This is a genomic window from Leisingera sp. S232 (assembly GCF_049800895.1).
Lineage (GTDB): Bacteria > Pseudomonadota > Alphaproteobacteria > Rhodobacterales > Rhodobacteraceae > Leisingera.
The window spans coordinates 92,550-109,939 of the sequence record NZ_JBNAFX010000006.1 but is presented as its reverse complement, the minus strand read 5'-3'; the positions used below and the strand labels follow the sequence as shown (position 1 = coordinate 109,939).

Annotated in this window: 15 protein-coding genes and 2 tRNA genes; 5 read left to right on the top strand and 12 right to left on the bottom strand. The window is 57.0% G+C overall.

Going from position 1 to position 17,390, the window contains the following annotated elements; translation table 11 throughout:
- Positions 1-29: 29 nt before the first annotated feature.
- Positions 30-962, top strand: a complete 933-nt coding sequence (locus ACP151_RS06825; protein WP_424978121.1) for an AEC family transporter — start codon at positions 30-32, stop codon at positions 960-962.
- Positions 963-1,491: 529 nt separating this feature from the next.
- Here ACP151_RS06825 and ACP151_RS06820 read toward each other — a convergent pair.
- Positions 1,492-2,184: a GntR family transcriptional regulator gene (locus ACP151_RS06820; RefSeq protein WP_424978119.1), complete on the bottom strand. Its 693-nt coding sequence runs from the start codon at positions 2,182-2,184 to the stop codon at positions 1,492-1,494.
- A 162-nt stretch (positions 2,185-2,346) separates the two neighbouring features.
- Here ACP151_RS06820 and ACP151_RS06815 point away from each other — a divergent pair, with 162 nt between their 5' ends.
- Positions 2,347-2,496: a hypothetical protein gene (locus ACP151_RS06815; RefSeq protein WP_424978118.1), complete on the top strand. Its 150-nt coding sequence runs from the start codon at positions 2,347-2,349 to the stop codon at positions 2,494-2,496.
- A gap of 26 nt (positions 2,497-2,522) precedes the next feature.
- Here the strand turns inward: ACP151_RS06815 and ACP151_RS06810 are convergent, their stop codons facing one another.
- The 4 genes from ACP151_RS06810 to ACP151_RS06795 form a co-directional block, all read right to left on the bottom strand.
- On the bottom strand, positions 2,523-3,425 hold the full coding sequence (locus ACP151_RS06810; protein WP_424978117.1) for a hypothetical protein: 903 nt from the start codon (positions 3,423-3,425) through the stop codon (positions 2,523-2,525).
- 73 nt (positions 3,426-3,498) lie between these two features.
- Positions 3,499-4,872, bottom strand: a complete 1,374-nt coding sequence (locus ACP151_RS06805) for a hypothetical protein (protein ID WP_424978116.1) — start codon at positions 4,870-4,872, stop codon at positions 3,499-3,501.
- Between the two features lie 125 nt (positions 4,873-4,997).
- Positions 4,998-6,566 (bottom strand): class I SAM-dependent methyltransferase, encoded by a 1,569-nt coding sequence (locus ACP151_RS06800; protein ID WP_424978115.1) that lies wholly within the window; start codon positions 6,564-6,566, stop codon positions 4,998-5,000.
- A 111-nt stretch (positions 6,567-6,677) separates the two neighbouring features.
- Positions 6,678-8,951 (bottom strand): glycosyltransferase family 2 protein, encoded by a 2,274-nt coding sequence (locus ACP151_RS06795; protein ID WP_424978114.1) that lies wholly within the window; start codon positions 8,949-8,951, stop codon positions 6,678-6,680.
- Between the two features lie 409 nt (positions 8,952-9,360).
- Between ACP151_RS06795 and ACP151_RS06790 the strand changes: the two genes are divergently transcribed.
- Positions 9,361-9,447: transfer RNA gene (locus tag ACP151_RS06790), tRNA-Leu, on the top strand.
- A 178-nt stretch (positions 9,448-9,625) separates the two neighbouring features.
- On the opposite strand, the gene hemN is transcribed toward ACP151_RS06790, so the two are convergent.
- Positions 9,626-10,981 (bottom strand): oxygen-independent coproporphyrinogen III oxidase, encoded by a 1,356-nt coding sequence (hemN, locus tag ACP151_RS06785; protein ID WP_424978113.1) that lies wholly within the window; start codon positions 10,979-10,981, stop codon positions 9,626-9,628.
- 212 nt (positions 10,982-11,193) lie between these two features.
- Here hemN and ACP151_RS06780 point away from each other — a divergent pair.
- Positions 11,194-11,280 (top strand) — tRNA-Leu (locus tag ACP151_RS06780).
- Here ACP151_RS06780 and ACP151_RS06775 read toward each other — a convergent pair.
- Both ACP151_RS06775 and ACP151_RS06770 read right to left on the bottom strand, forming a co-directional pair.
- Positions 11,234-12,799, bottom strand: a complete 1,566-nt coding sequence (locus ACP151_RS06775) for a recombinase family protein (protein WP_424978163.1) — start codon at positions 12,797-12,799, stop codon at positions 11,234-11,236. The genes ACP151_RS06780 and ACP151_RS06775 overlap by 47 nt on opposite strands.
- Positions 12,796-13,101, bottom strand: coding sequence for a hypothetical protein (locus tag ACP151_RS06770; protein WP_424978112.1), 306 nt, complete (start codon positions 13,099-13,101; stop codon positions 12,796-12,798). Before ACP151_RS06770 ends, ACP151_RS06775 begins: the two co-directional genes overlap by 4 nt.
- A gap of 237 nt (positions 13,102-13,338) precedes the next feature.
- Here ACP151_RS06770 and ACP151_RS06765 point away from each other — a divergent pair, with 237 nt between their 5' ends.
- Positions 13,339-14,061, top strand: a complete 723-nt coding sequence (locus tag ACP151_RS06765) for a hypothetical protein (RefSeq protein ID WP_424978111.1) — start codon at positions 13,339-13,341, stop codon at positions 14,059-14,061.
- Here ACP151_RS06765 and ACP151_RS06760 read toward each other — a convergent pair.
- From ACP151_RS06760 to ACP151_RS06745, 4 genes are all read right to left on the bottom strand, one after another.
- A complete protein-coding gene (locus ACP151_RS06760) occupies positions 14,051-15,124 on the bottom strand; it encodes a hypothetical protein (RefSeq protein WP_424978110.1) in 1,074 nt (357 codons plus the stop codon). The two genes, ACP151_RS06765 and ACP151_RS06760, sit on opposite strands and share 11 nt — an antisense overlap.
- A 13-nt stretch (positions 15,125-15,137) precedes the next feature.
- On the bottom strand, positions 15,138-16,064 hold the full coding sequence (locus ACP151_RS06755) for an ROK family protein (RefSeq protein ID WP_424978109.1): 927 nt from the start codon (positions 16,062-16,064) through the stop codon (positions 15,138-15,140).
- Between the two features lie 59 nt (positions 16,065-16,123).
- The gene (locus ACP151_RS06750) at positions 16,124-16,309 is read right to left on the bottom strand and encodes a hypothetical protein (RefSeq protein ID WP_424978108.1); all 186 of its coding nucleotides are present in this window, start codon (positions 16,307-16,309) and stop codon (positions 16,124-16,126) included.
- Positions 16,310-16,407: 98 nt separating this feature from the next.
- Positions 16,408-17,370, bottom strand: coding sequence for a hypothetical protein (locus ACP151_RS06745; RefSeq protein ID WP_424978107.1), 963 nt, complete (start codon positions 17,368-17,370; stop codon positions 16,408-16,410).
- Between the last annotated feature and the right edge of the window lie 20 nt (positions 17,371-17,390).

Below are 17,390 nucleotides of genomic sequence, written 5' to 3'. Positions count from 1 at the left end.
CTTTTCTTTTGCACATTTGAGGCTACACAGTGTTTCAAAGCCTGATTGATGTCATCTTGCCGGTGTTTCTGGTCGTCGGCGCAGGCTATGCCGCCACGGCAAGGGGCGTGCTGAGCCAGGACCACATCGAAGGCGTGATGAAGTTTGCGCAGGGGTTTGCGATCCCCTGCCTGCTGTTCAAGGCGATGGCAGGGCTGGACCTGTCGGCCAGTTTTGATCCGCGGCTGCTGGGGAGCTTTTATACCGGAGCCTTTGCCTGTTTTGCGATCGGGGTGTTCGGCGCCCGTATCCTGTTCAAGCGGGACTGGGAGGACTGCATTGCCATCGGGTTCTGCTGCCTGTTTTCCAACTCGGTCCTGCTGGGGCTGCCGATCACCGAACGCGCATTCGGGCCGGAGAACCTGACCGGCAACTATGCAATCATCGCCTTCCACTCGCTTTTTTGCTACGGTCTTGGCATCACCGCGATGGAGTTTGTGCGCAACCGCGGGGCTGGCGGGATCAAGACAGTCACATCTGTGCTGAACGCAATGTTCCGCAATGTGCTGATCCTGGGGATCGCTTTGGGGTTTGCGATGAACCTGTCCGGTTTTGCCATTCCGCTGGTGGTGGACGAGGCGCTGTCCTTGATCATCCGCGCCGCCCTGCCCTGCGCGCTGTTTGCGCTTGGCGGCGTGCTGGTGAAGTACCGCCCCGAAGGCGACATGCGGGCGATCCTGTTTGTCTGTTTCACTTCGCTGATGATCCACCCGGCGATTGTCTGGACCTTGGGCACGGCGCTGGCGCTGCCACAGGACCTGTTCCGCTCTGGCGTGCTGAATGCAGCGATGGCGACCGGGTTCAACGGCTATATCTTTGCCAATATGTACGGGAGAGCCAAGCGCGTTGCCGCGTCTTCGGTGCTGATTGCCACTGGCGCCAGCATCCTGACCGTTTGGTTCTGGCTGCTGATACTGAGCTGAGGAAAAAGGTCAGCATCACTGCCGCAATGTTTCGCGCGCGAAACATTTGGACAGACCCTATGACCTTATCCTTCAGATTTCATTAGCAATTTTCCACCAAACGGTTACCGCCGTCAAAACCGGGGATCACCCTGCTCCAGCAGAGATACCCTGGGGTGAAAACCCGCCAGGAACCAGCTGATGCAAGAATGGGTCAAAAACACCTGCTGGCTGGCCTGCTGAACATACATCACGGCAGAAGGGCAAAATATTGTTGCAATCCAGCATGATGGCGCCTGCTGCGGGATATTCGCCATCATCGCGTGGGCGGCCTCGAACATCTCCTGGTGGCAAACCTCAAAATCGATCCCTGCCGCGCCACCCGTAAGACCACAGGGCAAAAGCGCAGAGACCGCCGGTGCCCGCAATGGGCGTTCTGGCGCAACACCAGCCGCAACATGATGGCGGATGACGGTCTCGCTCGGGAGATGGTCAGGAGGCCAGCCGCCGCTCCGAAAACCGTTTTGCCCGCGTGCTTTCTGTGCGCGTGCTATTCGTCGGGCACATAGAGCTGAGAAAACGCGATGCGGACGGCTTCCGTTGCCTCCTCCCGGCGTTTTTCGATATGGCTGCGCATGGCCAATGCGGCCGCCTCTGCATTGCGGGCGGCAATGCCTTGGACAATCTGGCGGTGGGCAGAAATGTCGCCCGGCGCCTTGCCTCCGGCCCTGTCGCGCATTCGCTTGAGGTCAATCAGCCGGATATAGCGGGTCCGGCCGTTAAGGTTGTTCAGGATACGCTGCAGCTCGCTGTTGCCCGATAGCTGGGCAAGGCGCGCATGAAAGCTTTCGTCCATTGCCAGCAGCTCTTCCGGATCAGTGGCGCTTTGATATTCGGGTTCCATCCGGTTGAGATAGTCCGCAAGGGCTGCGATATCCGCATCTGCAGCACGGCTGCAGGCCAGCCGCGTGGCTTCGCATTCCACCGCCACCCGGGCCTCATACAGGTCCATGATATAGCTCGGCGTCAGCGGTCGGCAGAAAAAGCCGCGGTTGTTCTGGAAGGTCAAAAACCCCTCGGCCACCAGCCGGTTCAATGCCTCGCGCAGCGGCGTGCGGCTGGCGCCCAGCACCTCGGACAGGGCGCTTTCGTTGATCCGCTGGTCAGGCTTGAAGGCGAAATCCGCCGCCATCCGGCGCAACGCCTCATAGACCCTATCCACATTGCTTTCGCGTTTGGCCATCGTTCCGCCTGTCCTTCAATCCGCGGTGCAGACTAGGGGAGCCGGCAGCCCCACGCAATATTGAGTTCTAAACTGCATACAGTTTTGCGGCGCCGGTCGTCTGCTGCCGCAAGGGCACGGCACACTCGCCCGCATTTGGTCCTGCATTGGCCGGGATGTGCGATGGCTGCCAGCCTTGGCCTCTATATGCTGACTTTTGCCGCAGTGCGCCGCCGCGCGGGCAGTGGCGTGGTGCCTGTTTCCACCATCGTCGGCATCCCGGGTCTGTGCTCTCTGCCTGATCGCCCTGCCCGCAGCAACGGGCGATCCTGACCGAACCGCTTACAGCCGGGCAGCGCTCAGGACAGGAACGTAACGCCCGGCATATGACGGATCAGCTCGGTGTCGGTCAGGTAGGTCTGGCTCATTCCATCCACCAGATCCTGCGTCCAGCCAGGAAGATCGATTTCCTCCTCGATCTGCTCTTCATCGTGGAAATAGTCCAGGAACAGCGCACGCACCCGCTCCCGCTGCTCTTCAGTCAGGCCCGGCCGGCTTGCCAGATAGGTTTCCAGGCGCTCATATCCTGTCTCGGAAACGATACCTTTGGTGATATCCAGCTCGCCACTGAAACGGAAGCCGTCCTTCAGGCCGGTCACATGGCCCAGGATGCTCGGCCAGATCACCGGTGTTTCCTCGTTGCACCAGACGGTGATACGGCAGCCCGGGTTGCGGATTTTGATATCCTCGATCACTTCGGACCAGCGCAGATCCAGAAAATCAACGCCCGACGCAAACTGGCTCCAGGTTCTCCCTGACTGCGACTTGAACACCGGTCCGATCAAGGTCGCCGGATCGCGCAGGCCCAGGAAGAATTCACAGGGGTTATCCGGAAACAGCCCCCGCAGGCCGGCGGTGTTCTTGCCCGCATTGCGGTAGAGCCGCCCGCCGCTCAGCATCCATCCTGGCACCCCCAGAAAGCTGGAATTGGTCAGGATGACCCGCGAAACGGCCTGATCCTTGACCAGCCCTGCCAGCAGCGCCTCCCGTTCCTGTCCGGTTACGAAATCCTGGTTCTGTTTATGCAGCAGCTGACTGAGAGCCGACATATACGTGCCCGGACGACGGATCATGACGCCGCGGTCCAGCAGCGCCTGCGCATCTTTGCGCAGCGACCAGACCAGCTGGCCGTTGTCGGTATTGGGCGCCCCTACGTGAAAGGCGAGGGTCACATCTCTTTTGTCTGTCTCTGCCTGGCTCATGTACCTGTCCGGCCTTTGCCCGGTTCATGTTCTGCGGCGAAACAGCGGCCCGCCGCACGGTCTTGTGCGCCCGTCATAGCCGCTCCTGCATCCGCCGGAAAAACCGGTCATCGCGCTGACGCAAAATATACGCACACACCCGTTTCGCAAGCCCCGGATGACCGCGATCCAACGCCAGATTGGCCAGCTCTCTCTGGAACCGGGGGAAGCTGTGCCGTTGACGCAGCAGGCGGTGAAAGCCGTGCGGGGTCAAGTTCCCGGCGATGGCGCTGCAGGCAATCTCCTGCAAGACCCCCATCTGCTGCAGCGAAGACCCCAGCCGGTGCCCCAGCAAAGGGCAGCGCCAGAAGGTGACATTGGCGCCGGTGAAACGGGCCGCGTGAGCTGCATCCGGCACCACATAGGGATCGAACATGATATGCACATCGCCTGCCCCGCGGCTGGCCTGCGCTGCGTCACCGAAAGGTCCGGAAAAATCTCGGTTCCAGACTTTCTTGTAGCGCATTTCCCAGGGCACAATGGATTTATCCAGCGTGGACTGTGGGCTAATTGCAAACACAGTGGAGCCGGGCGCCGCAGCAGCAAAAGCCGCCGCCGCATAGCCGCCCATCGACGCACCATAGAACACCACGCGAGAAAACTGCGCAAAGAACCCGCTGTCGCGCAACTCCTCGAACTTGCGGGAGACTTCCTGATGGCGGAACCAGGTCCAGCCATTGGCCATCACCCCCAGCATCGACCATCCCTGCGCCTCGATGAAGCTGAAGCCCCAGGGCCGACGATCATCCCGTTTGGTCATCGCGATGTCGAGATTGTCAAAGGTAACGACCAGCGTGTCGCCGCGCGGGACATAGAGGAAAGAATGTTCTTCCAGTTCGTCGAAGAAACCCTGCTGACCGGCCAGCTGGCGGGCCGTCCTGGACCATTCGGCAGAGGGCGGCTGCTCCTCTTGCGGTTCCGCGGACAAGATTGCCAACCCATTGCGTTCCACCTCTGGCGGCAGCAGCGTGTTACAGCTGCCGTAGGCCTTGAGGAACGGGTAGCTGCCCGAGCCCTTGCGGATTTCGATCACCAGCCGGCTCAGCGGGTGCAGCGCTGTGTCAAGTACCGGTTTGATGTTCTGGATCTTGCGACCGACGCCGAAGCCGTTCAGCGCCAGGATCACGTCATATTGCCGGCCCGTGCCCGCATTTTCCGTGACCTGGACAGTTTCCAGGTCGACCCCGCCCTGTTCGAGCCGGGCCAGCCATGCCTGACGTTCCGAGGCTTCAGGCGTCCTGGGCCTGCCCTTGCGGTCAAGGCTGATCAAATCAATACGGCAGCCAAACCTGTGATGCAGCAGGATGCACAGCTCTGGCGCCTGCCCGTTGATATCGGCGACCGATTGGATATCGTCGACGTCGAGTTCCGGCAGAACAGTATTATAGTCGAAATCGTTACTCAGCATATATTCCTACGCCTTGCCAAAGCCCCGCCGAACCCGTTACGCAATTGCCCGCTGCGCGCCGCGCTCGATACACCTGCGGTCCAAGGCCCTGACATAGCAGCCAATGATTAATATCTCTGTGCCTGTCACGCAGCCTGCCCGGCCCGAGTCAGGACCGTTGAGTACTTGCCGTGTTTGGCAAGGACCTCGACCACGCCATAGCTCTTCATTGCGCCGATGCCGCCGGATCCCTTCCGGATATCCAGAACGATGCCGCCGCCGTCATTGATCTGGCTGCGGAACAACTGGTCGTAGGTGCCGACCGGATAGTGAAACCCGCAGGACGCCAGGCTGATCACAAGATCGAAGCCGCCGAGCGTGGCCGTGTCTTCAGATTTCGGGTTGAGGCATGTGATCTTCTCGGCTGGCACACCATTGCCTTCGAGAAAGGCCCGGGCGGTCTCCAGGCTTGTATAGCCTGCGCCTTCTCCTTCGAAACCGAAATGGCGGCTGTTGCCCTCTTCGATATCGATCAGAACGAGATCGCAGCCGTAGCGGCGGTGCAGCACCAGGCTGGCAAAGGCGTATCCGCACCCGATGTCAGCGGATCGCTTCGGGGCGATTGTGTCAGCAGATTTCAGGAAGAACTGGCATTCACGCTCCGCGATACGGATCGAGTCATGCAGGATGTGCTCCCGCTGCGTTCTGGCTTCCTCCAGCAGCAGCTGTTCATCGCCGGCCAGCCAGTCCCGGATTGTCTGGCCAGAGCTGGCAAGCTCACTGCGCTGTAACAGGATATTGGCCACGTCCTGATCGCCGAACATGGAAAAATCCAGTGTGGCGGGATCAATATCTTCTGTCACTGATGCCTCCGGTTCCGGCGCGGGCTGCAGCAGATGGCGGGTTTTCTCAGCGTCGATGCCGTGTTTGGCCAGCAGCTGCTGCACATAGCAGCCCTCGGCCGGCACGCCGCCGTATTTGGCGGCAATGTTGCGGAACCGGCGCCCCCAGAAATGGATCGACAGCGTATCGCTTTGGATATGGTTGCGGGCCTGCTTGGGGCGGTTTGGATTCAACACAACACCGGCCTGCTTGAACGGCACCGGATAGATCACATGGCCGGGCTGGGAATGGGATATCTCGCCAGTTTCCTGCAAGAACCAGGTCAGCGCATCCGGCCCCCAGACCCCCCAGGGCAGCAACGAAACATGCACGCCGTCGCCACGGTCCTTCAGCGCCTGCAGTTCTGCCTGCTTTTCGGCGCTGTACCAGGGCGGAATCGGGTATTCGTCACTGGTGAACTTCAGCATCGCCTTCAACGTCTTGGACGTCTTTGGCAACCGCAGCACACCATTGTTGACCATCGGCTTGTTGTCGGAAATCCAGCCATGGAAATGCTTGCCCTTGATGTTCCAGGGCTGGCAGCAATAGGCATCCGTGTCGGCCCAGACATAGTCCGTCTGGCGCAGCAGATGCAGCCGGAAGACATCTGCATGATAGGCCGGGCTGCCGGTCTTGGCATGACGGATGATGCGATCTGCCGGCAGGATTTTATTGGCATCGGCCACACGCACGCCTTCCGGCACGCCCTTGACCTCGTCATAGGTGAACAGGACCACCTCATGCCCGTTGTCCAGAAATGATTTCAGACAAAGCTGTTCCAACCAGCTGAGTTCAGCGCCGACCCATAGTGACGCAATGGCCGGAAGTGCCATGGTACCTGCCCCTTGTTAGACTTGTTACTTTTACCGCTCAAATGCGTTATTTTGTTGTCGCAATCTAGCCTTAGGCCCAAAGGACTGTCAAATTTCGCGGGCCCAGAAATACTAATGTGTGGTTTCTCCGCGCTCCACCGTGAACCAGAAATCACTCCCCGGCGCCTGTTCGGCAATTTCATCCGGAATCACGCCCGGACCGCTGAGGAAAACATTGGCCCCGAAATGGGCGTGCATCCGGGACAGTTTGCACAGCTTGCTGCTGGTCAATTCACGGAACAAGTCGATCATGTCGCTGCGGGTCTTCAGTTCTTCGATCTTCTCGCGGTGCTTGCGGCAGGCGTAATCATGCGCGGCGGCGATATCCGGGTCCGCCAGGAGCCGCGCCATCTCTGCTTCCAGCGCCGGGATCATCCGCTGGATTGAGCGTTCCTCCTCGGCGTTGTTGTTCATCCGGAACCAGTAGGACAGGCCCTGATCGCGGTCCACATGGTTCACCCGGCCCCGGTCGCGTTTGACCAGAAAGCTTTCCGCACTGCGCACGGCGTAATGGTTGAGCTGCACCAGATCATAACCGTAGGTGCTCATCGATGACCGCCAGCCATTGCGGAACATCTCTCGTGGCATATCCCGGCCAGAGCCGTTGACCCAGCGGATATCCTCCCACAGCTGCGGTTTCAGACCTTTGGGCCGGTGCACACCCAGCTTCTTGAAAATGCCGGTGTTGCGGAACAGGGTTTTGAAGCCCCAGGCCTGATGCGGCTTGCGCGTGACCTCTTGCGCACAGCGGGTGAATTCCTGCGTGATCAGACCGCCGGTGAAATCGCGCACGTCATTGTTGCCGAACAGCCGCCAGGTCATCGAGATCATGTTGGCCTCACCCACCGCTTCGAACAGATCGGACAGATGTCCGCCACCGCATTTGATATTGATGAACTCATCCACATCCATGCAGATCAGCCAGTCGGCCCCGGTGATGACAGGTTCGTCCTCCGCCGCTTGCAGCGCTGCGTGCTGCGGCTTCAGGTCGGTGCTGCGAAAGGGGTTTTCACGGTGCTGCACCAGCCCCTTTTCCTGCAGCAGCTGCAGCATGGTATCGGTGCCGTCGGTGCAATCGTTGGTGTATACCAGAAAATCATCGACCCCGATCATCCGGTGATAGGCCAGCCATTCCAGAATGAAGGGGCCTTCGTTCTTCATCGTGGTGACGATGGCGGTTTTGGGCGTGCCGCCGGGGCGCTTGACCGCCTGTTCATCGGGGATGCGCACTGGCCTGGCGCCGAAGTAACCGGTGGCCAGATCCAGCAGTTCCGGGGTCTCCACCAGGCTGGTCTTCGGGACAATTTTGGAAACCGTATCCGCAGGATGGCGCAGCGCCATGCAGCGGTAGAACCGGGGCATCTCCTGTGGGGCAGGGTCTGCGCCCACCACCCGGATCAGCCGCCAGATGCAGCGCTCTCCCGCCTGGGCGGGCGCCAGGCACCAGCGAAAACGGAACCCGGAGGCATCAAACTGTGTGCAGATATGATCCGAAAAGGCAGGCGCATCTCCCTGGCGCACCCGCCAGGGGTAGGCCTGCACCCCGCCCAGCCGCAGACAGCCCGACGGCGCGGCCACCGCCCGGTCAAACACATTCGACCCGCTGTCCGGCGCCAGCAGGTCGAACAGATCGATATTGGCCACCGCCCGGGCGCGGGACAGGAAACGCGCGCGCAGGATCTCGTAGATCAGGAACTCTCCCAGCGGCGCCTGCCACGGATCCGCCGGCGGTATGTCCATCCGGTCTTTTCCCGGCGCGCCCGGCACGTTGAAAGGATGCGCCTCCGGCGGCAGACCCGGCTTGCCCAGGGGCAGTTTGGAATGAACGGTCACAACCCGCTCCAGCCCCGGAATGGCACTGGCAAGTTCCTGCAGCTCAGCGGCAAAGCAGCGACTGTCCTGCGGTTTCGCCTGATCCAGAATGACGGCGCCCTGCAGGCCATGCTGCGAGACATGGTACCGCAGCCATTGCGCCGCTGTCTCTGCGGTTTCTCCATTGCGGACGGCCATCAGAACATTCAGCCCTGCGAACAATCCGGTCTCTTCCGAGTGCAGCGGGACATGATGCCGGGCGCCGCCGACCGTGACGACCAGAGGGCTGCCGGAGCCGCCAAGCGGGATATCCAGCACCGGCGCGCCGCCAAAGTTATGCAGAACCGCATCGGGCCGCGGGCTCATCGCAGCGGCAGTGTCGCCCGGCGTTCCCGATCTGAAAAACAATCTGGCGAAGCGGCCTGACGGGCCATCCATCTCCACCGCATCCAGCAAGTCGGCCCCGACGAACTCCGCAGCGCCGAGTTCACGCTCGAGGATCTTGCCGCCGTTTCCGGCATCATGACTGGACATACTGCTGCATCACGCTGTGAATTGCCTCTTCGCCCCTGGCACTCAGCCATGGGCCGCTTCCTTATAGCCGGCAGGCAGAAATGCCGGAACCGGCAAACGCAGCCCTGCCATGTGAAAGACCGGCGCAGCTGATATTAGAGCAACAGACGGCCGCACATGTGGTGATCAGGCGTCAGATGAAAAAGATGCGGCCTCGGCAGATGGCTGCACTGGGGCCCTGGAGCTCTGAAGCCCTGGGGGGCGTTCTTTGTTCTTTTTTCAAGCGGGACGACAACTGGAAAAACCGACTGTTCCCTGCCTGCTGGCAGCCCGGAGCGGCAGTGGTGATATTCTGCGCAAAAAAGACGATTTTCGGCTTCACATCGCATCTGGGCTGGTCTATACGCCGCTACAGCAAGCCTAAGACAGTGCGGTCGTGGCGGAATTGGTAGACGCGCAGCGTTGAGGTCGCTGTTCCTTAACCGGAGTGGAAGTTCGAGTCTTCTCGACCGCACCATTTCACATTTTGATGTGAAACATCCCCCCAAAAAGTCAAAGACTTCAGATCTTTTCCGATTTCGGAACTGGTTTTTTCCGGTCGCAGCCCAAAGGTGCTTTGAAGGCTGCTTCGGGGATAGTTTTCTTTGTTGCAGCGCTGAGGGGGCAATGCCGCCGCCCCTTTTTCTGGTTCCAGGTTAGGATGCCCGGCTGAACCGTGCTCCCTCTGGCATATGCTGATCCAAGCAACTGGCAATAATCCGGGTCAGAGGGCGTCCTGCCGGTGAAATTTCCAGCGTTTCTTCATCCAGATGCGCCAGATCTCCGAAACGTGCAGCGATCTGAGCCAGGTCCTGCGCAAGGGTTTCTGACAGACTGCCAAAACGGCGGCGGAGTTCATCTCTGTCCAACGTGAATTCGCACATCAGCATTTCAATGGCCCGGCCGCGCAGCATGTCTTCCTGGCTCATGGTGTGGCCGCGCACACCGGTCAGCTGACCGGCTTCGACCCGCTGCACATAGGCAGGCGTGGCTGGCGCGTTCTGGATGTAGCCGCCGGCAAAACGGGAAATAGATGACGCGCCAAAGCCAATCAGGGACGGGCAGGTGTCGTCGGTATAGCCTTGGAAGTTTCGCCGCAAATGGCCGGTTCTGGAGGCCGTTTCCAGCCCGTCTCCGGGTCTGGCAAAATGATCGATGCCGATCGATGCAAACCCTGCTTCTGCGAATTTGTCGGCCGCCAGGGCTGCCAGATGGTACCGCGCGAGGTCATCCGGCAGCGTCTCTTCCTTGATCAGTTTCTGCCGTTTGGCCATCCAGGGAACATGCGCATAGCCAAACAGCGCCAGCCGGTCCGGGGTCAGGCTCAGCACTTTCTCCACTGTATCCGCCATCCGCGCCTGGGTTTGATGCGGCAGCCCATAGACCAGATCAGCATTCAGAGATTTGATGCCAGCCCGGCGCAGATCTTCGACACAGGCCCTGGTTGCTTCGAACGGCTGCGCCCGGCCAATCGCCTGCTGCACCAGCGGATCGAAATCCTGGATGCCGATGCTGGCACGGTTCATCCCCTCTGCGGCCAGCGCGTTGATTTTCCCCCGGTCCACCATGGTTGGATCGATCTCAACCGAAAACTCCCAGTCTTCTGCCTGCAGGAACACCTCTTTTACAGCCTGCGCCAGACGATGGATCAAATGCGGTGGCAGGATGGTCGGAGTGCCACCGCCCCAATGCATCCGTCCCATTTTCAAACCTTTTGGCAAAAGCGGCGCCACCAGTTTCAGCTCCTGCTCCAGCGTACCGATATAGCTTTCCACCGGGCTCAGCGTTTGGGTGCCCTGTGTGCGGCAGGCGCAGAACCAGCACAGCCGCTCGCAAAACGGGATATGGATGTAGACTGAAACCGGCACCTCCGGGTCCAGGGCCTGCAATTGCATGGCCTGCTGTGACGCGCCGGTTTCCGACGAGAAAACCGGCGCGGTCGGATAAGAGGTATAGCGGGGCACCCGGCTGTCGAAGAGCCCAAGGGCTTGGAGGCGGTCAATCTGTTTCATGACTTTGCTATGCCCCTTTGGCGAAACCGTCACTTTGCGCAGGATCAAACCGGTACTGAAAATTCCGCATGGCTGACATTTGGGCGCCCCATCAACGCGCTGGATTTGCTGGAGAAAATCCTGCCAGAGGGAAAGTTGAAAAAATGCATCAGGTGAAATTTTCCGTTTGACGCTGCCAGAGACTGTGCTTATACGCCGGTCCCACGACACCTGCCCAGGTGGCGGAATTGGTAGACGCGCTAGCTTCAGGTGCTAGTGTCCGTATGGACGTGGAGGTTCGAGTCCTCTCCTGGGCACCATTTTACATTCAGACGTAAAACATCCCAAAAAATCAAATATTACAGATACTTGCGGAGTTCGAAAACCGTTTTCACGGTCATAGGCCAATGGTTCTTTGAGTGCCATCCTGAGGACGTTTTTGCGCAGCAGTAAGTTGCCTTTATCCCATATATTCCAAGGGCTTGAGAGGAAGGCCTTCAAAAGTTCGAAAATTTCCGCCTTGGAATATTTCGGCTTGCTGTTTTGAGTGAGTTTATCCATCAGCAACAGCTTCTCATCTTCCAGCTTGGCAACCTTGCCTTCATAGGCAGACACCACCTTTGCATTGGTCGCATCGACCAGTTTTTCCAGCAGTGAGTCTTGCTGTTTGTCGAGTAGTGCAATGTCCCGTTTGATCTGTACCTTGCCACTATCGTTATGGGCGGTGCGCTGATCCCAGGCATCCGAAAGCATGGAGGTCACGATGGAGAGAATATTCTGCGATGGCGTCAGGCTCTTGAGCAGGGCTTCAAAACCTGCGTCCACTTTCTCAGCGCGGATGTTTTTCCGGTACTGCGAACAATCACGCGTCTGGCACCAGTAGTAGGGATAGCGTTTGCCTGTGCCGCTGCGTGACCAGCAGGAGGTCATTGGCTGATCACAGCAAGCACAGTTCAGCGCCCCGCGCAGTGGGAAGTCCACATGGATGTTCTGCTTGGCGGGGGCAAGAGCGCGGGCATTCTTGCGGTCTTGGATTTTCTGATAGGTCGCCAGAGAGATAATCGGTTCATGATGGCCTTTACGGCGTGTAATGCCCCAGGGTTCATGTTCGACATATCCTGCGTAAACCACACGCTTAAGAATATCGCTCACCTTCTGCTGGCGGATTTGACCGCCCGGCAGGTCTTTGGGAAACGCAGGCTGGCTTTCGAAGAAACGTTTGACCTCGACCTGAGAGGCAAAACGCCCGGCGGCATAACCTTCCAAACCCTCTTGGATGATAGAGGCCACAGGTTCATCACGAACCAAGAGCTTGCCGTGTTCCTTGGTCTTCTCAAAGCGGTAGCCTATGGGGGCAGAGAATACGGCATAGCCGTTCATCATCCGTCCGCGCATGCGGTTCTGGGTTTGCTCAGCGTTTTTCTCACGCTGATGCTGCGCCACAGAGGCCAGCATGTGTTCAACCAGCCGCGAGTCACTGTCTTCGCCAAACTCAATGGATGGGCTTTCAAGAACACCACCAGCGTCTGACAAAGTTTCGCGCAGCTTGATATGGGCCTGCACATTGCGGGCAAAACGGCTAATGTCATCAATGATCACCACCACCGAGTTCTTGGGATGCAGACGCAAAAACGCCAGCATCCGATCCATCGCAGGACGGCGCTCAAACTTCCCCGACATATCGTCGGAGAAGACTTCAACCACATCATAGTCCTTGTAGGTGGCGTATTCGCGGCAACGGTTTTCCTGGGAGGCGAGGCCGTCACCTTCGCGGACTTGCTTGGCACCCGACACACGGGTGTAAATCACTGCTTTTCTGGGTTTGTTTGCTCCTATCATTGGTGCTCCTTTCTGCCGATTTCATCCTCAATCAAGGATACCACATCCAAGGGATCGTCCGTGTCCAGCTCTTGGGGTTCTCCACAGATTTGCTGCACGGGGTTCAGGTCAAATCCGAGATCCACAAAACTCACGACAATAGACCAGAGGGTTTCGATCAGCTCTTTTTGTTGTTCAAGCGGCATGTCGCTGCCCTCAAGCATGGCGGCGTAGACTTCCCAATCAATGCTGAGGCTTGGGCGGGGTGATGCTGTTGCATCGGACTCATTTGGCGGACAGGTCATGCGCGCTCCTTTCTTCAAATCAATTTTGGGGAAATGTGGTTCTCATGTCGCCTGTTTCGCACGGCGCACAGTGAGAACAAATACAGAACATATTCACACATATCCCTCGATCACGCAAGGAATATCTTCCAATGATCCTAAGCGCTTAACCTGTCCGTAGCATGGCCAACCAACGACGATCTTGGGTAATGGACGGGTAAATGGGGGTATTCTGCGCTGTTGGAAACCGTGCCGCGAATACCTATGCATGTGCTCATGGATTTTGATGCAAAGAACCCGTTCCACAGAAAACAATTGTTCCCCGTTCTGCGTAAGCTCGCTGAAAGCGATCCTGTCAGAGGACCTTTGGATTTTATCGATGAGGCCCTGGAACAGCCTCTGGTACGGGGTAAGGACTACCTCAACAATGTTCGTAAGGGGCAGTTTGCAGCGCCTATTGCCGCCCAGCTCCATAGCTGGCTCGATCAGAACCACTTTACGCTGGCGCACCAGACCAGCCCGGACATCTTTCCAGAACTGCCAGCCAAGCGATGGACAAAGATCGTGAGCGAAGAGGCTATCACAGGTGAGCTTGCCATAGCCGTGCACCAGGATCGCTTTGGCGTTCTTGAGAAAGCCAGCAAGCTTTCCAGTGGTGATGTTACCGTCAGGCTGGGGGAGTTCTTTTATTTTGAGATGAACGCGCGCAGGTCGGGCTATTTGACCTTGTTCCAGCATGTCGGATTGGAGTGGAACCCGCTTGAACTGAACGAGGATGATGCAATGTCTTTGGCGCTGACCGAAGGAGAAAACCGTTTTCCCGTCCTTGCAAATGGGCAAGTTGATCCTCTCCGGGAAAGCAGGGATGAAGGACCGCAAGAGTTTGTGGCGATTGTGACAACGACAGACAACATTCCGCTTACGCCGGAGCGATTGCTCAGTTGGTACCCGTCAAGCGGTTGCGAGCTACACAGCATCACTGTGAACTTCACGAAATAGGTGTTTCCTCATCCAATCCGGTGGGCAGGTTCTGGTAGGTCTTCAATTCCTCATTCTTGAGAACCAGTTCAGCCCATTGTCTTGCGCCCGCGGTTCTGAGGTCTGCAAAGCGGCTTGGATCAGCGGCCTTGGCAATCTGAATGTCGCGGAAGAAATCTTCGGGTTCACCCAAATCTATCGAGATGCTGTCCGCACCTGCAACGCGCGCCAGAGACACAGCGTCAAAGAAACTGGGGATGGTCACCTGACGGCCAAAGGCGTTGATTTCATCCTTTGATGGGGAGTGTGCAGGATCGATAGCCGGAAGACCCTGCTGCCGAGCGTGAAGCTGTGCCGGGATCAGCGGCATCTCTGTGACATGACCCAACAGTTGAAAGATGCGTGTCGCAGCCTTGGGGTGAGTAATGCCGGTTTCGCCGTTCTTGGCATCTTCCCGTTCTATCAGCATCATCATCGCTGATATTGCCGTTACCCGATGGCGTAAGTTTTTCCAGTCCTCTGATGAGTATGCCCCTAGCTCTATTTCTGCGGCGTCGTGATCTGCCTGCAGTTCCAGGCACAGAGGCACGTGAGGGCGCAGCTCCGCAGGCAGTTTGATGAGTGGTGCAGGCTTGACCTTGCTTTGCCGAGTCAGGCCAAAGCGGGGCGCGTTGCGGGTTTCCGCAATGCGAAAGCTGTCAATCAGATCGAAGTGGTTCAGGATGATATGGTGCAGTTCGTGCTGGATCAGCCAAGACAATGACTGATATGCCATCTGTTCCGCATCTGAGGCAAAACGTTGTCCAGCTCCCGCCAAGAACACATCATCGGAACATGCTGCAGCCCATAGCTGTTCAGCTTGCTCCACCATCCCTGTGCTGATCTGTAGAACGAACCCGTCATCCTCGCGCTCTACAAACGCCCAGAAAGCAGCATCTTGGACATACCCCGCGCACGGCAGAAGTGAGCGCGCGTAGTCTGGATCTGTGGCTTCTCCGAATATTGCCAACGCGGCTTTGAGAGCCGCGTTGTAGTTTGGCTTTTCGGGGATCGAATCTTGTCGCAAGAGAATGTAGCCGCTCAAGCGGTGGTCGGGGTCAATATTTTAAGGCGTTTTCAGCAACTAGAAACCCACCAAACACACCGGAATTGGCTTTGTCTTGTCTTTGGTTCTTTACCCAGGGTGATACGATAATCGCTTCGTCCATGTCGCGCTCTCCAGGCCAAAGGGTATATCCGCCTAAGTGATTGGAGGCACTGGCTCGGATTTTGTGAATCAAAAAACTTCGCTTCATTAATCCACCGCCCAAAATAATCCGTCGAGGAGATGAGAACATGAAGATATTCGCGCAAAGTTGTCCCAGGTAATAACCTACAAAATCCCATGCCTTGTGATCGTCTGGCAAATTGACGGCATGCTCTCCCGTAGAGGCCAAAACAGCTCTGCCAGAAGCGAGGCCTTCAAAGCATTTGCCATGGGCGATACAACAACCTGGGTAGTCATCGTCAGGGTGTGGTTGTGCGAAGGTGTGACCGATTTCGCTATGCGCAACGCCGGAAACTAACTTTCCATTCGCAATGATTGCTCCACCGATGCCGGTTCCTACGGTTAGGTAGCAAAGGTTCTTTAGTCCGAAACCGCCCCCCCATTTTGCTTCTGCCAGCGCGGAACCAGCGACATCAGTTTCAATTCCAATTGGAGTATTGGGGAAGCGTCTCTTTAACTCCTTTCCAAGGTCGAACATTTCCCACCCGACATTGGGCGTCTTGTGAAGTTTGCCCCAATCAGGGTGGGAAATGTCACGCTCAAGGGGGCCAAAGCATGAAAGGCCTATGCTTGAGAGTTTCCCTTCTTCTAGCCAGTCGGAAAAGAAGGTTGCTACCTTATCTAATGTCTCGTGTGGGTTGGTAGAGGTGGGGATTTCAATAGAGGATCGCACGTCACTTGGCGATGTTCCTACAGCGCAAATCCACTTCGTTCCGCCGCCGTCGATGCCGCCAAACAGGGGAAACTGATCTCTCATTTTGGTTCTCCAAAAGTAACCTGCGCTCTACTAGTTGAGAGCGCAGTTTTTTGTATGTTTCACTGGTCGCTGTTTCGTTTGAACAGGAGTTTCGAGAGTTCGATTACGCCTTGGCCAAGCATGACGATTGCCACCGCCACCCCATAGGTTTCAAGTTTCGAGAGCTCAGTAAGGCTGTGAGTGCCGCTGCCAAAGTGGGCGGTAAGCGTGAAACCCGCGACGAGCGGGTGAAGGAAGGAAATCATTCGTGGCTCCTGTCATTGTTGGGTCGGTAGTGCTGACACCACCGTTGCCGACAAGGAACGTCCTGTCAACTGAAAAAACTTTGCTTTGAGTTTAAGTTCTAGTTTGGAGATCGCTTTCTTGCCGCAAGGAGCCCTTCTAGCACCTTAGTGGGAACTCCTGGAGATTGGCTTGCCAGTCGATCATTGAGCTCTTTTTTTGTTGGCAAGTGGAGTTCGGGAGGGAGCACCTTGCCGCTTCCGTCTGATCTGATTGCTGTGTAGTTGTTGACGGCCATGTCAGCCGATCGATCGGCCCGACGGAGGTCTACTCTCGTTGCCCCTGCTTGAATAAGAGGTTTCCAAACACGCTCAAGGAACTCGACGATATTCTCACCCTTTCCTTTGTGAGCGTCAGAATACTTTTCCTCGGGCCAAACAACTGTTTCGTAATTAATGCTTTTATGTTCTACCACAAGATCATGCGCTCGCCCTTCGCGAACTGCATCTGCTGCGCGTGAGAAAATTCTAAATAAACTGCTCTTCTGCTCTTCTGAAATTTCATTAAGGCCTGATGCTTCGATTAACTCATCGAATGCTCGCATTTGCCTTTTTTCATCTGAGCTAATTACTCTCAAATTCATTTTTTTGCATATTATTCCAAGCTCGCTCAATGTGTCAATGAAAAAATCTGAATCCCCGAATATATCAAGGGCAATTTTATCTCCGTAACCCTCAATGTTTGTAATCTCAAGAAAGTTAACCCCCTCTATGCCGCTTAACTCAATCACTCCGTCGTCAATGTGTGCAATTTTATAGGGAGAGCTTTGCGCTAAGGAGATTTTAGGTATTATTACCGCTCCAAATTGAGATCTTGCGCGAAGGGTGTTTACAACATGCAGCAACCATCCAAATGGTGGGGGAGTTTCCCCTTCTGTTTCAAGGACTGTGCATTCAGAGTCGGAGAGCAATCTCTTAGTAGAAACACTGTACTTCGCGTTGGCAAGTTCAATCGAGGGATTTGCGTCGCCTGGGTGCTTGAGCGCATCTTGTATTTGCCTGAACGAAGGCTTGTTGGCTCCCACGGTGTTCTCCTTCTAAGTGA

What these genes read in the sequence shown, in the direction of transcription:
- ACP151_RS06795 (WP_424978114.1), bottom strand. Translation starts at nt 8,951, where the DNA reads ATGTCCAGTCATGATGCCGGAAACGGCGGCAAGATCCTCGAGCGTGAA.
- ACP151_RS06755 (WP_424978109.1), bottom strand. Translation starts at nt 16,064, where the DNA reads ATGAGAGATCAGTTTCCCCTGTTTGGCGGCATCGACGGCGGCGGAACG.
- ACP151_RS06810 (WP_424978117.1), bottom strand. Translation starts at nt 3,425, where the DNA reads ATGAGCCAGGCAGAGACAGACAAAAGAGATGTGACCCTCGCCTTTCAC.
- hemN (WP_424978113.1), bottom strand. Translation starts at nt 10,981, where the DNA reads ATGAAACAGATTGACCGCCTCCAAGCCCTTGGGCTCTTCGACAGCCGG.
- ACP151_RS06805 (WP_424978116.1), bottom strand. Translation starts at nt 4,872, where the DNA reads ATGCTGAGTAACGATTTCGACTATAATACTGTTCTGCCGGAACTCGAC.
- ACP151_RS06775 (WP_424978163.1), bottom strand. Translation starts at nt 12,799, where the DNA reads ATGATAGGAGCAAACAAACCCAGAAAAGCAGTGATTTACACCCGTGTG.
- ACP151_RS06800 (WP_424978115.1), bottom strand. Translation starts at nt 6,566, where the DNA reads ATGGCACTTCCGGCCATTGCGTCACTATGGGTCGGCGCTGAACTCAGC.
- ACP151_RS06765 (WP_424978111.1), top strand. Translation starts at nt 13,339, where the DNA reads ATGGATTTTGATGCAAAGAACCCGTTCCACAGAAAACAATTGTTCCCC.
- ACP151_RS06750 (WP_424978108.1), bottom strand. Translation starts at nt 16,309, where the DNA reads ATGATTTCCTTCCTTCACCCGCTCGTCGCGGGTTTCACGCTTACCGCC.
- ACP151_RS06820 (WP_424978119.1), bottom strand. Translation starts at nt 2,184, where the DNA reads ATGGCCAAACGCGAAAGCAATGTGGATAGGGTCTATGAGGCGTTGCGC.
- ACP151_RS06815 (WP_424978118.1), top strand. Translation starts at nt 2,347, where the DNA reads ATGGCTGCCAGCCTTGGCCTCTATATGCTGACTTTTGCCGCAGTGCGC.